Origin of the sequence: Fictibacillus sp. 7GRE50, from assembly GCF_015903875.1 — a bacterium.
GTDB classification, from domain to species: domain Bacteria; phylum Bacillota; class Bacilli; order Bacillales; family Fictibacillaceae; genus Fictibacillus; species Fictibacillus phosphorivorans.
On sequence record NZ_JACZDW010000002.1, the window covers coordinates 607,903 to 624,015 of the forward strand.

At 42.7% G+C, this 16,113-nt stretch carries 20 protein-coding genes; 2 read left to right on the forward strand and 18 right to left on the reverse strand.

Annotated features, from left to right (window positions below; all coding sequences use genetic code 11):
* Positions 1 to 10: 10 nt before the first annotated feature.
* Positions 11 to 1,111 (reverse strand): Leu/Phe/Val dehydrogenase, encoded by a 1,101-nt coding sequence (locus tag IHV12_RS10255; protein ID WP_197190791.1) that lies wholly within the window; start codon positions 1,109 to 1,111, stop codon positions 11 to 13.
* Positions 1,112 to 1,204: 93 nt separating this feature from the next.
* Entirely contained in the window at positions 1,205 to 1,600 is a 396-nt protein-coding gene (locus tag IHV12_RS10260) for a thioesterase family protein (RefSeq protein WP_197190792.1), read from the reverse strand.
* Positions 1,601 to 1,766: 166 nt separating this feature from the next.
* Between IHV12_RS10260 and IHV12_RS10265 the strand changes: the two genes are divergently transcribed.
* On the forward strand, positions 1,767 to 2,177 hold the full coding sequence (locus IHV12_RS10265; RefSeq protein ID WP_197190793.1) for an HIT family protein: 411 nt from the start codon (positions 1,767 to 1,769) through the stop codon (positions 2,175 to 2,177).
* A 180-nt stretch (positions 2,178 to 2,357) separates the two neighbouring features.
* Here IHV12_RS10265 and IHV12_RS10270 read toward each other — a convergent pair whose 3' ends face one another.
* The 4 genes from IHV12_RS10270 to IHV12_RS10285 all read right to left on the reverse strand — a co-directional run bounded on the left by IHV12_RS10270 (position 2,358) and on the right by IHV12_RS10285 (position 6,078).
* On the reverse strand, positions 2,358 to 2,777 hold the full coding sequence (locus IHV12_RS10270) for an AhpC/TSA family protein (protein WP_197190794.1): 420 nt from the start codon (positions 2,775 to 2,777) through the stop codon (positions 2,358 to 2,360).
* A gap of 157 nt (positions 2,778 to 2,934) precedes the next feature.
* Complete coding sequence (locus IHV12_RS10275) at positions 2,935 to 3,654, reverse strand: SDR family oxidoreductase (RefSeq protein WP_197190795.1); 720 nt, start codon at positions 3,652 to 3,654, stop codon at positions 2,935 to 2,937.
* Positions 3,655 to 3,756: 102 nt separating this feature from the next.
* Positions 3,757 to 5,091: a sodium-dependent transporter gene (locus tag IHV12_RS10280; RefSeq protein WP_197126905.1), complete on the reverse strand. Its 1,335-nt coding sequence runs from the start codon at positions 5,089 to 5,091 to the stop codon at positions 3,757 to 3,759.
* Positions 5,092 to 5,127: 36 nt separating this feature from the next.
* Positions 5,128 to 6,078 (reverse strand): NAD(P)H-dependent flavin oxidoreductase, encoded by a 951-nt coding sequence (locus IHV12_RS10285; RefSeq protein WP_197190909.1) that lies wholly within the window; start codon positions 6,076 to 6,078, stop codon positions 5,128 to 5,130.
* Between the two features lie 66 nt (positions 6,079 to 6,144).
* Here IHV12_RS10285 and IHV12_RS10290 point away from each other — a divergent pair, with 66 nt between their 5' ends.
* A complete protein-coding gene (locus IHV12_RS10290) occupies positions 6,145 to 6,660 on the forward strand; it encodes a gamma carbonic anhydrase family protein (protein ID WP_197190796.1) in 516 nt (171 codons plus the stop codon).
* Positions 6,661 to 6,725: 65 nt separating this feature from the next.
* Here IHV12_RS10290 and paaX read toward each other — a convergent pair whose 3' ends face one another.
* The 12 genes from paaX to paaB form a co-directional block, all read right to left on the reverse strand.
* Positions 6,726 to 7,619 (reverse strand): phenylacetic acid degradation operon negative regulatory protein PaaX, encoded by an 894-nt coding sequence (gene paaX / locus IHV12_RS10295; RefSeq protein ID WP_197126902.1) that lies wholly within the window; start codon positions 7,617 to 7,619, stop codon positions 6,726 to 6,728.
* A gap of 188 nt (positions 7,620 to 7,807) precedes the next feature.
* Positions 7,808 to 8,584 carry an enoyl-CoA hydratase-related protein gene (locus tag IHV12_RS10300; RefSeq protein WP_197126901.1) on the reverse strand — a complete coding sequence of 259 codons (777 nt, stop codon included), beginning with the start codon at positions 8,582 to 8,584 and terminating at the stop codon, positions 7,808 to 7,810.
* Between the two features lie 14 nt (positions 8,585 to 8,598).
* The gene (locus tag IHV12_RS10305; protein ID WP_197190797.1) at positions 8,599 to 9,804 is read right to left on the reverse strand and encodes a thiolase family protein; all 1,206 of its coding nucleotides are present in this window, start codon (positions 9,802 to 9,804) and stop codon (positions 8,599 to 8,601) included.
* Complete coding sequence (locus IHV12_RS10310; protein WP_197190798.1) at positions 9,804 to 10,676, reverse strand: 3-hydroxyacyl-CoA dehydrogenase; 873 nt, start codon at positions 10,674 to 10,676, stop codon at positions 9,804 to 9,806. Before IHV12_RS10310 ends, IHV12_RS10305 begins: the two co-directional genes overlap by 1 nt.
* Before the next feature lie 32 nt (positions 10,677 to 10,708).
* The gene (locus tag IHV12_RS10315; protein ID WP_197190799.1) at positions 10,709 to 10,951 is read right to left on the reverse strand and encodes a hypothetical protein; all 243 of its coding nucleotides are present in this window, start codon (positions 10,949 to 10,951) and stop codon (positions 10,709 to 10,711) included.
* 52 nt (positions 10,952 to 11,003) lie between these two features.
* On the reverse strand, positions 11,004 to 12,509 hold the full coding sequence (locus IHV12_RS10320; RefSeq protein WP_197190800.1) for an aldehyde dehydrogenase family protein: 1,506 nt from the start codon (positions 12,507 to 12,509) through the stop codon (positions 11,004 to 11,006).
* Positions 12,510 to 12,536: 27 nt separating this feature from the next.
* Positions 12,537 to 13,310, reverse strand: a complete 774-nt coding sequence (locus IHV12_RS10325; RefSeq protein ID WP_197190910.1) for an enoyl-CoA hydratase-related protein — start codon at positions 13,308 to 13,310, stop codon at positions 12,537 to 12,539.
* A gap of 13 nt (positions 13,311 to 13,323) precedes the next feature.
* A complete protein-coding gene (locus IHV12_RS10330; protein WP_197190801.1) occupies positions 13,324 to 14,100 on the reverse strand; it encodes an enoyl-CoA hydratase/isomerase family protein in 777 nt (258 codons plus the stop codon).
* Positions 14,093 to 14,398, reverse strand: a complete 306-nt coding sequence (locus IHV12_RS10335) for an EthD family reductase (RefSeq protein WP_066235887.1) — start codon at positions 14,396 to 14,398, stop codon at positions 14,093 to 14,095. The genes IHV12_RS10330 and IHV12_RS10335 overlap by 8 nt, the downstream gene beginning before the upstream one ends.
* A 37-nt stretch (positions 14,399 to 14,435) precedes the next feature.
* Positions 14,436 to 14,936: a 1,2-phenylacetyl-CoA epoxidase subunit PaaD gene (paaD, locus tag IHV12_RS10340; protein WP_370568792.1), complete on the reverse strand. Its 501-nt coding sequence runs from the start codon at positions 14,934 to 14,936 to the stop codon at positions 14,436 to 14,438.
* A gap of 26 nt (positions 14,937 to 14,962) precedes the next feature.
* Entirely contained in the window at positions 14,963 to 15,769 is an 807-nt protein-coding gene (paaC, locus tag IHV12_RS10345; protein ID WP_197190802.1) for a 1,2-phenylacetyl-CoA epoxidase subunit PaaC, read from the reverse strand.
* The gene (gene paaB / locus IHV12_RS10350; protein ID WP_066391438.1) at positions 15,766 to 16,113 is read right to left on the reverse strand and encodes a 1,2-phenylacetyl-CoA epoxidase subunit PaaB; all 348 of its coding nucleotides are present in this window, start codon (positions 16,111 to 16,113) and stop codon (positions 15,766 to 15,768) included. Before paaB ends, paaC begins: the two co-directional genes overlap by 4 nt.

The following is a 16,113-nucleotide window of genomic DNA, read 5'->3' on the forward strand; positions in this document are numbered from 1 at the left end:
ATTTCCCTCCTTAGTTTCGTACTTGCCATTTTGGTCTTCGGTTGTGAGCGAAAAAGCTGTTTCGTTTTGATCGGGCCTGAAGCTTTTCCTCACAGAAAAGATTTGCTGCTTCCATCGTAGATATCTGGTTCTTCGTGCTCTCACTATAAATCTGTATCAGGCTGTCATAGATCGCTCTTGTTTTTGTTAATACACGAGCTTTGTTCGCTCCATAAAGCTCATCTGCTACTTGAATAAGCCCTCCTGCGTTCACAATATAATCTGGGCCGTATAGAATTCCCTTTTGTTGCAGATAAAGCCCATGTTTATCTTCTAAAAGCTGATTGTTGGCACTTCCTACGATCGCTTTTACTTTCAACTGTTCGATCGTCTCGTCGTGAATGATTCCTCCGAGTGCACAAGGTATGAAAATGTCAGCGTCCACCCCATAGATGTCGCTTCCTTCCACTACTTCCACATTTCCAGGTAGCAGTTCTGCTCGTTCTTGAATCATCTTTAATGCTCTTTCGTTAATATCGGTAACATAGATTTGGGCACCGGCAGCGAGAAGTTGCTCCGCGACCTTAAATCCTACTTTTCCTAGTCCTTGTATAGAGTAAGACTTACCCGCTAGATCATCTGTTCCTTCAAGCGTCTGGATAGTAGCTTGAAGTCCGTATATAACTCCTTGTGCTGTTGGAACAGATGAGTCGCCGCTGCCACCATATTCTTCGGGTACCCCGACGATGCAATTCGTTTCTTTTAACGCGTGGACAAAGTCTTCAGGTGTCGTACCCATATCAGTTCCGGTATAAAAGCGACCGTTTAAAGAATCTACAAACTGTCCGAATGCTCGGAATAACTCTGGTGTACGATCTGACGTCGGATCTCCGATAATGACCGATTTCCCCCCACCGAAGTCAACATCTGCACCTGCGCATTTGTATGTCATTCCTTTTGACAGCCTAAGAACGTCCTCTAATGCCTCATCTACCGATCCATACGGTCTCATTCTGCATCCGCCGAGTGCTGGACCTAATGTAGTGTTATGTATGGCGATAATCGCCTTGAGACCTGTTGATGGATCGTTACAAAATACAACTTGCTCATGCTGTGATATTTTTTCAAACATGTGTAAATCCCCCTAGTATGTCTCTACTTACTCTATTCCTTCTTTACTTTGCTGCTTTAAAGTGTAAGCGCTTTCATTAAAGTGCAAAAAAATTTAAATCTTCATCTCTTTAATTTTTTGTGAGATCGCTTCTCTCGGAAGGATATATTGTGTAACTTCTCCTTCGCCTGCTATCGCTTTTCCGTTATAGACGGTCACATCACATATGACTGCCTTTCCTTTAACTTCTCTTAATGTTGCCGTAACAGTAAGTTCAGCGCCTTCTGGTGTCGGAGCCATATGCTTGGCTGCAACTCCTCCTCCGATTCCTTCTTCATGATCTTCAAGATATGGTAATATAATCTGTCTCGCTGCCCATTCCATATGATAGACCATGCTAACAGTTGAATAAGCTGGGTGGACTAACTTTCCTTCAAATTGAGCAAACATATCGGGTGTAACGGTAGCTTTGATGGTAGCACTTTGGCCAACATTCATGCCTGATTTCATGCACACACCTCATATCTTTCATCTAATTTATATAACGATTTATATAACGTTTTCTTAACGTAATCATAACATTTTGTGTGATATCCGGTCAATGAATCCCCAGAATTGTTTGATTTGTAAGAAATATAAAAAATGTGCAAAAATAGCATTGGAGGTGTTTTTATTAATGGATGATTGTTTATTTTGTAACCCGATGAGTTTTCCAGAACAAAAAATAGTGTTTGAGAATGAAAGCTGCTACTTTCTGCAGAGTCCAAAAGCGCAAGATATTTTAGAAGGTGCGGGATTGATTATTCCAAAAGCTCATAAAGAGACTGTATTTGATTTAAATGAAAAAGAGTGGAGAGATACCTATGAGTTGATGCAAAAAGCTAAAAGTTTGCTAGACTCAGAGTTTGAACCTGAGGGCTATAGCACGGGGTGGAACGTAAATCCAGTAGGAGGACAGAGTATTCCTCACGCTCACTTTCACATCATCCCTCGATTTGATGACGAGCCATTTGCCGGCAGAGGCATTCGTTCGTGGATAAAGTCTGAGGATAACCGCAGGCCTAACAGTGTAAGTAAGACTTTTTAAAAATCTGCTATTCCTTTTTATGTGATTGATGTCCATTTTTATGTGATTCATCTTCTTTTTTATATGATTGATCACCATTTTTATGTGATCGACGCTATTTTTTATTTGATTAAGTTCAGCCGAAGCTCCCTACCGCATGAAAAAGCTGATACAGCACATGCTATATCAGCTTTTTTATTATCATTTCCGCAACTGCTTCAACACTTCGTCGACTTTCGCATGATCTTCAGGAGTATCATCTATGTGCTTCCACAAAACATCTCCATTTTGATCAAACAGCCACGAACTTCCTTGAATGTTCACGTCTTGATTTTTCACTGCGCTTAAAAAATGCTTTCTTTCCGTCTTGTCTTTAGGCACAATGTCGCTTATCTTCACTTCACCTTTTAAGAGATCGGCCCCTACAGACAGCATGCTTTTCACGGTGGTCATGTGGTGGTTCCCCATCTCCTCGTATAGGTCTAGCTCTGGATCACCGTAGATTTCAAACGGAAATGGGCCATGTACATTCAAAAACTCTTGAATCTGATCACGATTAGCTGGTGCTACGACAACGACCTTAAAATCTAAGCGTTCAAACTTCTCAAATGACTCGCGCAACTGCGCAAGGAATTCTTGATAGTATGGTCAGCCAAGGTGTCTGACTAACACAAAAAAAGTTTGTTCTTCACCAAACAACTCATGCAGCGTAACAGGTTTTGAACCTTCAATGGATACCACTTCTTGATCTAGTTTCAACCCAGATCGCCTCCTCGTATTATACGTTCGGGTATTCCTGAGAAAGAGGGTGAAGCATGATTTCATCAACGACCATGTGTTTTGGTGCGCTTGCCATATACGCTACAGCTTCTGCGATATCGTCTACTTTTAGCCAATCTTCTTTAAAATCAAGACCTTGTTCAGAATCAGCAAAGTACGTATCAATCGCACCTGGATTTACAGTACCTACACGAACGCCAAATTCTCTCAGTTCTTGTGCAAGAGAACCCGAAAATCCTTGAACTGCGTACTTTGTAGCTGTATAGACAGAGCCGTTAGCAATCGTTCTTCGACCCACATCTGATGAGATCGTGATGATCGTCCCCTCTTTTCGCTCTTTCATATGTGGAACAACCGCTGTACTACATAAGAATACACCTTGTACGTTGACTTCAAACATTTTTTGAAAGTCTACTAATGAATGTTCTTCTGCTAATTTAAACTGTCCGATTCCAGCATTGTTTACTAGAATATCAATGTTACCAAACGTTTCAAACGTTTGTTTAAACAGTTCTGCTACGTCCGTTTCTTTCGTCACATCTGCTTTTATGGCAAGAACATCGAATCCCTTAGCTTTTAACTCTTCTCCCGTTTTGAAGATGCCATCAGACGAACCAATGATAGCAAGTTTTGCTCCTAATGTTCCTAACTTTTCTGCTATAGCTTTCCCACACCCACGAGTTGCTCCCGTTACTACTGCAATCTTGTCTTTCAACATTATTCATTCTTCCCTTCACTTCTGTATTTCACAAATTCTATTATTAACACAAAAAAGGCGCTAAAACCAATTATGGTCCGCGCCTTTCTTTCTAATTTTCTTTTAAAAAAGTCCAAGCATGTTAACAAATACGATGATGATCACAACAGGAACGACGTAACGGATCAACATTAGCCAAAGCGCAAAGCCTTTTACCGAAACAGATGAACCTGCTCTAAACTCTTCAAGAAGCATCTCTCTAGGATAACGATATCCTACAAACAACGCGATGAACAACGCTCCTAAAGGAAGCAGGATGTTGCTCACTAAATAGTCGAGTTGATCAAAGATAATCTTGTCAAACAGCGTGAAATCTGACCAAACTCCATATGACAACGTAGATGGTACACCAAATACAAAGATAAGGATTCCGATGATCCAAGACCATTTTGCACGGTTCTCTAACTCACCTTTCGTGATAGAAGCAACGATGATCTCTAACATCGAGAATGCTGATGTAAGTGTAGCAAACAAGAACAATGCTAAGAACACAATAAAGAATAATTGTCCGAACACGATCTGATCAAAAACGGCAGGAAGTACTACAAACAACAATCCAGGTCCTTCCGCTGGTTCTAGGCCTAATGAAAATACCCCTGGGAAGATCGCTAATCCCGCTAATAAGGAGATCAATACGTTGAGTAATACAATCGTTGTTGCCGATTTCGTAAGGCTTTCCTTCTTGCTCAAATAAGAACTGTACGTAACCATTACAGAGATACCCACACTTAATGAGAAGAAAGACTGACCTAAAGCAAATAGAATATCGTCTCCACCGATTTTAGAAAAGTCAGGGAACAAGAAGAACTTTACGCCTTCCATCGCATTATCTAATGTTAGTGAACGAATAATCAAAACAGCAAACAATACAAAAAGTGCTGGCATCATGATTTGGTTTGCTTTTTCAATTCCATTCTTAATACCACGGCTAACAACGAAAATCGTAACCATCATAAAGATGAACTGAGAGATCAAAACCGGCCATGTACTCGAGATTGACTCTCCGAACATTTGACTAAAGTCATGGTTAAAGAAGTCTCCTGAAAAACTTTTTCCAAGGTAGAGAATGATCCATCCACCAATTACACTGTAAAAAGATAATAAAATAAATGCAGTCGCTACACCCATTCTGCCTAGCCATGGCCATGCTGAACCTGGAGCGATCTTTCGATAAGCGGAAACCGCCTCTTTTTGCGCTCCTCGGCCGATAACAAACTCAGCCATTAAAAGCGGAAAGCCGATAAGAAACGTAAACAATAAAAAGAGAAGGAAGAAAGCTCCCCCACCACTAGTACCAGCTACATAAGGAAATTTCCAAATCGCACCGAGTCCGATTGCTGACCCTGCTGCAGCTAGAATAAAGGCTAACTTTGACGTCCACTGGTCTTGCTGATTCATAATTACATACACCCTCCTGTTACTAATACTACTGAATTAGATGAAACGATTGTTTAACATACTTACTGCTTCTCTTGCTTCTTTCATCATGGTTTCAAGCAGTTCTTTCACGCTCGGTACATCTGAAATCACACCTGCGATCTGACCGCTATTAATAAAACCGTTCTCCAAGTCCCCTTTTACAGCTCCTAAAATATGATGATCTTCTGAGGTGTGTGTAACAAACTCTTCAGGTGAGACGCCATTTTTTTCAAGTTGAATCAACTTCTGAGCGTAAGGTGTATCGTAAATTCTTCTGATCTTTCCGGTTGAGCGGCCAACGATTAACGTTTTTGTATCATCTGCTTCTACTAAGGAAGTTTTGTATTTCTCATGAAATGGTGCTTCCTTTGTTGCGATGAAACGAGTTCCCATCTGAACACCTTGTGCACCAAGAGCAAAGGCAGCTGCCATACCGCTTCCATCTGCTATACCTCCAGCCGCGATGACTGGAATAGTTACACTCTTGGAGACCTGAGGCAATAGAACCATAGTCGTCGTCTCATAAGGTGAGTTTAGTCCCGCAGCTTCATAGCCTTCAGCTACTAGCAGATCTGCTCCTGCTGCTTCTGCTTTTTTGGCATGATAGACAGAAGCTATAACACAGATAACCTTCAATCCATGTTCCTTTAATTTCGGTATGTAAGGTGCTGGATTACCTGCAGATAAGGAAACAACTTCCACTTTATGTTTGATCAGAAGTCTAAGAATTTCTTGTACATTTGATGCAACGGTTAAAGGTACATTAACAGCAAATGGCCTGTCTGTCATCCCCTTTGTTGCAATTATCAAATTTTCTACCTCTTCAGGTGACATCGTACCAGCACCGATCGTGCCTAACCCACCTGCATTTGATATAGCAGAAGCTAGTTCTGCATTACTAACATTTCCCATTCCGCCTTGAAGGATCGGATACTGAATGTTTAACTTTTCACAGATGGAATTCAATTTCTCCACTTCCCATTCTAACCTTTGTTATACTGAACCTATAACCTGTTACGAGGGAGGCTCATTATGAAATACACGTTTAATGGCAAAACACCAGATGTTCATGAAAGCGCTTTTATCGCGCCTGGGGTTCACTTGATTGGCGACGTTACAGTAGAAGAAGGAGCAAGCATCTGGTTTAACTCTGTTCTTCGCGGTGATGAAGGACCTATCTCCATCGGTAAAAAGACTAACGTTCAAGACAATTGTACCCTTCACCTATATGAAGGGTATCCCCTCATTCTAGAAGATGAGGTGTCGATCGGTCACAACGTCATCCTGCACGGATGTACGATTAAAAAAGGTGCACTCGTTGGCATGGGGTCTACCATTCTTGATGGTGTAGAAATTGGCGAACAAGCATTCATCGGTGCGAACACACTAATTCCTCCCGGCAAAAAAATACCGCCGCGTGTCATGGTCATGGGTTCACCGGGTAAAATCATACGCGAACTGAACGACGATGATCTAAAGCTTATTCAGCTTACGATCGACACGTATTATGAAAAAGGGAAACAGTTTCGTGACGAATTAAAAGAATAGTAGAAAAGCACTTTCGTACGATAACTTGCGAAAGTGCTTTTTTAGTTGTATCTAACCTAATTCTTTTATGACCGGTTCTCCTGAATAAGAGGATGATTAAGAGCATCAAACTCTGAATCTTTCTTTAAATTGTTTCCATCCGAATAGATGCTTTCAAAGAAACGACTTGCTGGTCCTGCAAGTGCACGGTAATAATCACTGAAGAGTGAAGCTGCGTGATCACCTAGCCATTCTGCATGAAGAAGCTCCTTCGGTAGACCTGGATCGATGAAAAGAAACTTACGGTATTCGTGAACAAGCTTAGTGCGCTCTACGAAGCATTCTCCGTCTGTCATCTCACCTTTTTCAATCTTATTCTTATCGATCACATATTTTTGAGAATACGTTACGATAAACTCGTTGTATTTCTCGTTAATGTCGTTTAAATCCCAACACTCAGAAACTAGCTTTTCATTCTCATTAGGCCCATTGTAAACGGCTGTAAAAGAATGAACATAGTCTTTGATGTCATATTTATCGATCATAGATTGAATCTGCTCTGAGTATGCGTGCGGTGAGATCCAAAAGCTGTTTGCCAGTAGACCAAACCCGCTCCAGACCAGTTCTTTTCGAAGCTCATCACGAATGCTTCTTTTCTCTTCAGGAATCGTATAGGTGAACATCATCCATTCGCCGTTCCACGGCTCCTGTTGTGCGTTAAAGATTCTCTTTGCCGCTTCATCCATCCGCTTCTTTCCACGCTCTGTTAAATAATAATAACTTTTATTCCCTTGTTTTCTAGCTGCGATCCAGCCTTGCTTATTCATTCTGGAAATCGCTGCTCTTACGGCCTGTTCGTTGTGACCAAACTCTTCTAACAATCGAATCAAGCTGCCGATCCATATCTCACTGCCATAATGCCGGATATAGTCTCCGTACAATGTGAAAATCATGGAGCGTGTGTTTAAACTATTCTGCATGTTCATACCCTCATTTGTACCTGTTATTGTCTGTACAATCCTACCATAAAGAAAACTTAGCTGACATCAAGTCTTTCACTTCAATTTAGTTGCACTCATACGATCGACTTAAATCTGGAACCTCGTCGAAAAACATCATGCAAAAAAGTTATACTCTATAATAGTAGGATTACTGAGACAGAAACAAGTTACTCTCCCTTAAATACAGGTGGTCTTTTTTCTCCAAAAGCAACGAGCGCTTCCATTCGATCTTTTGTAGGAATCGTCACTTCATACGCTTTCGCCTCAATCGCAAGTCCTGTCTGCAGATCAACTTCTGTTCCATGCTTGATCGCATACTTTGCTTGCTGAACAGCTACTGGTCCATTCTTCATAATAAGACCAGCATAGTTTTCACAAACCGCCATCAATTCTTCTCTTGACGTCACTTGGTTCAAGATGCCGTAAGAAAAAGCTTCTTCAGCCATCATTTTTTTTGCTGTTAAGATCAGTTCCATCGCTTTCGCTTGTCCGATCAGTCTCGGAAGACGCTGAGTTCCTCCCGCACCAGGGATGATTGCCCAACTAAGTTCTGTAAGACCCATTGACGCTTCTCTCACAGAAACTCGAAGATCACAAGCTAGAGCCAACTCGAAGCCGCCTCCAAAAGCATGGCCATTGATTGCACAGATCGTAGGCTGCGGCAAAGCTTCAACAGCAGAGAACACATCGCGAATCTTGCGCACATTTCTTCTTACTTCTGATTCACTCAGCGTACGGCGTTCTTTTAGATCAGCTCCTGCACTGAATGCTTTCTCCCCTGCACCTGTAAAAATTACAACACGAACATCACTGTTGTGATGAATGTCTTCTACTACTTCTTCAAGCTCTTTTAACGTTGAAAAATTAAAGCAGTTCAATACTTCCGGACGGTTTAATGTTACATAAGCAACATAATCTTTTACTTCGTATAAAATAGCACTCACTTTAGGTGACCCTCCTATTCATTGATCGCTTCCACGATGGAAGCAATACCTTGACCAACACCGATACACATTGTTGCGAGACCGTAGCGCGATCCTTGCTTTTTCATTTCGTGAATAAGCGTTGTTAAAATGCGCGCACCGCTAGCTCCAAGTGGATGGCCAAACGCAATCGCACCGCCGTTCACGTTAACTTTACTCTGATCAAGTCCCAGTTCGCTCATACAGGCAAGAGATTGTGATGCAAAAGCTTCATTTAACTCGACCAAATCAAGGTCAGCTATAGAGAGACCCGCCCGCTTCAATGCTTTTTTGGAAGCTTCGATCGGACCTACACCCATTATAGCTGGTTCCAGACCTGCAACACCTGAAGAGACATATCGAGCTAAAGGCTTTAATCCTAGCTGATCTGCTTTTTCACGGCTCATCAACAGTAATGCAGAAGCTCCATCGTTCACCCCAGAAGCATTTCCCGCTGTGACGCTTCCGTTTTTAAATAACGGTTTAAGCATACCAAGCTTTTCAAGCGACGTTTCAGGACGAGGGTGTTCATCTTCTGTCACCCACGTTTCGTTTCCTTTTCGGTCTACTATTCTTACAGGAACGATCTCCTCTTTAAATCGGTTCTGTAGGGTAGCTTCTTTTGCTTTTTGTTGAGAATCATATGCGAACTGATCTTGTTCTTCTCTTGTAATTCCATATTTCTTCGCTACGTTCTCTGCTGTTTCAGGCATAGAGTCTGTACCGAACTTTTCATGCAGAAGCGGATTAACGAAACGCCATCCGATCGTCGTATCAAACATTTTCATATCACCACGAGGATAGTCGACCTCAGGCTTTCCCATTACGAGTGGTGCGCGTGTCATACTCTCCGTTCCACCCGCGATGAAGATATCACCTTCTCCTGCCAAGATAGCCCTGGCACCGTAAATGACCGCATCCATACCAGATCCACATAAGCGGTTGATCGTCGTTCCACCTACTTCAACAGGAAGTCCAGCGAGTAAAGCAGACATTCTTGCCACGTTACGATTATCTTCTCCTGCTCCATTGGCGTTTCCGAATATTACTTCTTCGATCTCTCCAACAGGAAGTTCAGGGTTTCTTTCAACAAGCGCTTTGATTACCACTGCTCCTAAATCATCGGGGCGAACCGTTTTTAGTCCACCTTTATATCTTCCTATAGGCGTACGGACAGCATCAACGATGACGACCTCTTTCATTACTTTTTCACCCCGCTGTCTTCCCTGGTATAGTCGTATACCCCTTTACCTGACTTTCGGCCAAGTCTTCCCGCTTTAACATACTTCACTAATAGGGGTGCCGGACGATATTTTTCGCCTAACGTTTTATGAAGATAGTTCAAGTTATTCAGTCGTGTATCAAGACCTACTAAATCGCCGAGCTCGAACGGCCCCATTGGAAAATTCAAACCAAGTTTAATGGCTTTATCGATATCTTCTGGTGTACCAACACCTTCTTGCAGCATATAGAAAGCTTCATTCCCAATCATGGCAGAGATTCGGCTTGTAACGAATCCTGGAAACTCATTAACGGTTACTGTTTCTTTACCCATCTTCACAGCAGCTTCCTTAGCGAGTTCAACCGTTTCATCGCTTGTTTCATGCCCGCGAACGATCTCAACGAGTGGCATTCTATGGACCGGATTAAAGAAGTGCATGGCGATTACTTTTTCCGGACGTTTCGTAAAAGATCCTATCTCAGTTGGACTCATCGTAGAAGTGTTTGTCGCAAGCAAACAATGTTCAGGTGCAGAACGGTCTAGTTCTTCAAAAACAGCACGCTTGATCTCTATGTTTTCTGGAACAGCTTCAATCACTAGGTCTGCACCGCTAACGGCCGCTGAGAGATTCGTAGCATATGAAAGCCTCGCTTGCGCTTCTTCAGCTACACTTTGTGATAACTTTCCGCGAGATACTGCTTTTGAAAAAATAGAATCGATCTCTTTTTTTGCATTTTGTAGTTGTTCTTCTTTTACATCAACGAGCTGAACATCAAAACCGCCAACTGCGCTCACATAGGCGATTCCTCTTCCCATCACACCAGATCCGATGACAACAGCATTTTGTATCAATAGTCTCTCCTGCCTTTCTTTTAAACAAGTGTTTAACGTTTTGTATGCATAGATGCTTTTGTAAGTAGTTGTTTTCCGCTCCAGGATGCTCGCTTTCCGCGGGGCAGGCGGTGAGCCCCTTGCCGCTTTGCGCCCTTAAGGGTCTCACCTGACCGCCAGTCCCGCAGGAGTCTCGCACCTTGCACTCCAAACAACTGGTCATTGAAGCTATAGATAAAGAACCTTTTCAAATAAAACATTGTATAAAAAGCGAGCACGATGGCCCGCTTTTCCAAGTTTGTTACTAGATCTCTCAACGCAAGTTAACAGAGCTAGACATAAACTAAATTACAGATTAAAAGGATTCAACGGACGTGATCCTGTGTAGGACACGACGCTCTTTGTTTCTGAATAAAGATCAAGTGTCTCGATACATAGCTCGCGGCCGAAACCGGATTGCTTATAGCCTCCGAACGGTGTTCCCGGGAATGCAGAGAACGGTGAGTTGATCATGATCGTTCCAGCTTGAATCATGCCTGCAACACGAGTTGCCTTCGCATGATCCTTCGTCCAGATCGCTGCTGCTAAACCAAAGTCTGTGTTGTTTGCTAGTTTCACAGCCTCTTTTTCGTCCTTAAACGTAGACACCACGACAACCGGTCCGAAGATTTCTTCTTTAACTACTTTCATGTCTTCATTTACATCTGTGATGATCGTCGGAAGGTACCAATGACCGTTTTCATAACCGTCCACTTTTGCACGTCCACCGCCTAGAAGGATAGTTGCTCCTTCTTCTTCAGCCGATTTCACGTAACCGTCGATCACTTCAAGCTGGCGCTCTGAAATGATTGCTCCAACATGTGTACCTTGATCGAGTGGATTACCTAGTACAAGCTTCTTCGCTTTTTCAACGAACTTTTCCATGAATGCATCATATACACTTTCCTCGATATAAAGACGAGAACGTGCTTCACAAGATTGACCTGTGTTATAAAAAATACCAAATAATGAGCCGTCGACTGCCGCATCAATATCTGTATCCGCAAAAACTAAATTAGGAGATTTCCCGCCAAGTTCAAGCGTTACACGTTTTAACGTTTGAGACGCCTTAGCCATAATGTCTTTTCCTGTTCCTGTTTCACCAGTGAACGCGACTTTATCAACACCTTCGTGTTCAGCAAGGTATGAACCTACTGTAGCTCCGTCACCTGTAATGATGTTTACAACACCTTCTGGAACACCCGCTTCATGGCAGATCTCTGTCATTACGATCGCTGTTAGTGGCGTTAAGCTCGCAGGCTTTAGAATGACCGAACAACCAGTTGCGATTGCTGGTGCGATCTTCCACGCTGCCATCATCATCGGATAGTTCCAAGGAATGATCTGTGCACAAACACCTAGAGGTTCTTTTAACGTGTAGTTCATGAACGGTCCTGGCATCGGGTTTACAGCACCGCGGTGGCTTACGATAGCCCCAGCGTAAAACTCAAAATCTTCAATCGCTTGCATGACTTGACCTTGTGCAGCACTTAACGATTTTCCGCTGTTTAAAATTTCAAGCTCAACAAGTTCGTTATAACGAGAACGCATGATACTAGCGATTTTGTTCATCGTGCGAGAACGTTTATTCACAGGAGAGCGCTTCCATTTTCCTGTTTCAAAAGCAGTTCTTGCAGCCTTTACAGCAGAATCCACATCCGCTTTTGTTGCTTTTGCTACTTTCGCTAACGGTTCACCTGTTGCCGGGTTATATGTAACAAAGTATTCTCCCTCAGATCCACCAACACTTTGTCCGCCGATCACCATTTCATATACGTCACGTTTTACCGCTTTAACTTCTGTTTTTGTACTCATGTTCTCCACTCCTTTTAGTCTAGATGTCTATTTTCCTGTGAATGCTGGTTTTCTCTTTTCTATAAATGCATGCAGACCTTCTTGATGATCCGCTGACTCTCCAGCAATTTTTTGCGCTTGAGCTTCATATTCCAACACTTCGTTCAAATCGCTTTCCCAGCTTTTATTCATATAGCGTTTGATGAGGCCGATCGCTTTTGTTGGCATATTTGCTAGTTTCTCAGCGAACGTTTCCACTTCGAGCATGAACTCCTCTTCACTAACTGTTTTAGTAACGAGACCAAACTCTTTCGCTTGTTGAGCGGTGATCTTCTCACCTAACACAGCTAACTCCATCGCTTTTGCATGACCGACTAAACGAGGCAAGAAGTAAAGATTCCCAGAATCAGGTACGAGACCAACATGGATGAACGCTTCTATAAAGCTCGCTTTCTCACTTGCGATACGGAAGTCACAAGCTAGAGCGAGACTCATTCCTGCACCAGCTGCTACCCCGTTCACAGCTGCGATGACTGGCTTTTCCATGGCAACTAATGCTTGCACCATAGGGTTATATCCTTTACGAAGAACATCACCATAATCAGCGCCCTCTGGTGAACCAGTTAAATCTTGACCGGAACAGAATGCACGCCCAGCGCCAGTTATAACAACGGCTCTTACATTGCTGTCTTTGTTAGCTTCCTTTATCGCTGAAACCATTTCCTTATGCATGAGTGATGTGAATGCATTGAGTTTATCCGGACGATTTAAAGTAATCCAAGCCGTTTTTCCTCTTGTTTCGTAGCTGATCGTTTCATACATGTTCATATCCCCTCTACTTCCCTTTAAATTCGGCTGGACGCTTTTCAACGAAAGCCTTCATGCCTTCTTTTTGATCTTGAGACGAGAATAATAGATAAAAGTTTTTACGTTCGAACTGCATGCCTTCGTGTGTGGAATAATCAATAGACTTATAAACGGTCTCTTTTATTAAACGAGTAGATAAAGGTGCTCTCGAAGCTACGATTTTAGCATATTTTTTCGCCTCGTCCACAACAAGTTCAGGTGCGATGACACGGTTGATCACTCCGTATTGAAGAGCTTCATCCGCTGTCATCGGATCACCGAGCCATAGCCACTCAAGTGCTTTCTTTTGACCCATAAGTTTTGTAAGTTTTACTGTTCCACCAGCACCTGGCATCACACCAAGTTTGATCTCAGGAAATCCGAACTGTGCATTTTCTGCTGCGAAGAGGATGTCTGCGCATAATGCTAGTTCAAAGCCTCCTCCAAAGCAATAGCCGTTGACTGCACCGATGATCGGCTTTTTTATCGTTGCGAGACGATCCCATTCTTTAAACTGATTTAATAGTTCAAGAGAGACCGCTGTATCTTCTTTCATCTCATCAATGTCGGCACCGGCTGCAAATGCACGCTCACTGCCTGTTAAAACAATTGCTTTTACCTCGTCATTACGGTCGAAGCTTTCAAAAGCATCTAATAGTTCCGTAACCATCGGCCTATTGATCGCGTTTAACACACGCGGCCTGTTTAATTGAATAGAGGCGATTCCATCTTCAACAGAGGTTAGAATTGTTTCGTAATTACTCATTGATTTCCTCACCGATCATAAGCGTTACGAGTTCAGCTGCAAAGCTCATCAAGTCTTTTCCTGAAGCTTTACCTTCATCAGACTTCATAGCGGCTTTCAACGCATCATGATCGTCATAGTACATCTCACAAAGAATGTGATAGTCGCTTTTCCCCATCGGTGAACCTACGATTTTTGTTACTTCCATTTTGCGAAGTCCAGGAATCTTTTTCGTGATCTCTGTATGATGTCCAAAATAGTGCTCGTCGAACTGCTCCAAGTTTTCAGGTGTTTTGTAAAGTGCGATTAGTTTTACCATGTGTGTTTCCTCCCTATTTTTAAAATCATCATTTCTCTTACCCCATGTCAGCAACAGGTTTCATCGCTTCAAACGGGTTCTTGCACGACTTGCAATATAGGATACTTCTGCAGGCTGTTGGCCCAAAGATGTTTTCCATCGTTACGTACGTTGATCCACAATACGGACAATCGATCTCCCAAGGTTCACCCATCACATGGTTCGCAGGTGGCGGTGAGATGCCAAACTCTTTTAACCTCTCACGCCCTTCGGCTGTAATGCGATCTGTTGTCCACGATGGTGTAAATACAAATTTCACTTCTGCTGAAGTAATTCCTTCTACATTTTCAATCGCTTTTTTTATATCTCGTTCGATGATGTGAAGAGCTGGACAGCCAGAGAACGTAGGAAGAACAGAAATTCTTACCCTATCATCTGTCACGTCAACTTCGTGCACCATACCGAGATCCAATATACTGACAGAGGCGATTTCAGGATCTTTTACATCCCCAAGCGCGTCCATCACACTATCAGTCATGCTGCTCTTTAATTCGGACACGTGGTTCATCTCCTTTCTAAATCGTCTTACCAGCCAGTTGAAGGATTTGTTGCATAAACTTCAGAAAGTGTTGCAGTTGCTTGCTTCAAGTCTTCCGTGTGCACGCCGTTTCGGCCATTGCCTCTTTCCATGCGAGGTTCACCCGGATAGGATGCACCTACTTCTTTTAAGACAGCTTCAATCTTGTTGTTCCATCTCTTTTTCATAACGTTCTCGTCATCAATAAAATTTGCTTTCACGATATCTTCATAGTACGGTCCTAGCGTAAGAACTCCGCCAAAATCTTTCCAAACCTTTTGGATTGCTGCTGTCATTCGCAGGATTGCTTCATCTGTACTTGTCATAAGCTGCTTGAACCAAATCTCCCAGTGCATCAGATGGTAATACTGCTCTGTCATGATTTTACGGGCTGCTTCTGCTAGAGGTTCATAGGAAGAGTGACGCAATGAGTCTAAACGAATATGCTTGTGAACCGCGTAAAAGTAGTTTCGTACAACGGTAAACGCCCAGTCGTAATCTGGTTCTTTTAAGTACGTGCCAGGTCCGTTCACTTCTTCTAAGATGATGGCATTTCGAAACTGATCAGGAGATCGCAAGTGAGCAATCCTGTCTGCTTCGCCTTCTCCAAGGTTCTCTAGCAGGTTATAGTACAAATTTGCGTGTCCCATCATGTCTTGTGAGATAGAAGAGAAGGCAACATCCTCTTCAATGTGCGGTGCTAGACCAAGCCATTCCGATCCGCGAAACGCAAGAAGAAAATCATCGTCTGCAAGCTGATAAAGAAGCTCGATCAACGCTTTCTTTTCTTGTGGTTTTAACGTTTCCTGTGTCATGAATTGTCTCCCCTTCCGCCAAGGATGTGCTGTTCGGTAAACTGCTCCTGGTTGTAGTCACGCCACTTCTTCTTCAGATAGCCATATCCTTTTGTTTCTCTATATTGTTTATCTAGGCGTTTAAGCATTTCTCTTTCGTCCTGGTTAAGACCCCTTATGTTCTCTCTTTTCACAACCCAGATGTCAGCGACCGTTTCTCTTCTGAAGAAGTTCTCTTTTGCCATGATGAGTGCCATATCCGCGTTTGGTGCTAAAAGGCTGAAGCTATGTTGAAACGGAGATTTATCTGTTTTTTTGCTGAATACTTCATACACGTTGTAAAATTCATTTGTTGATTCGTTCAC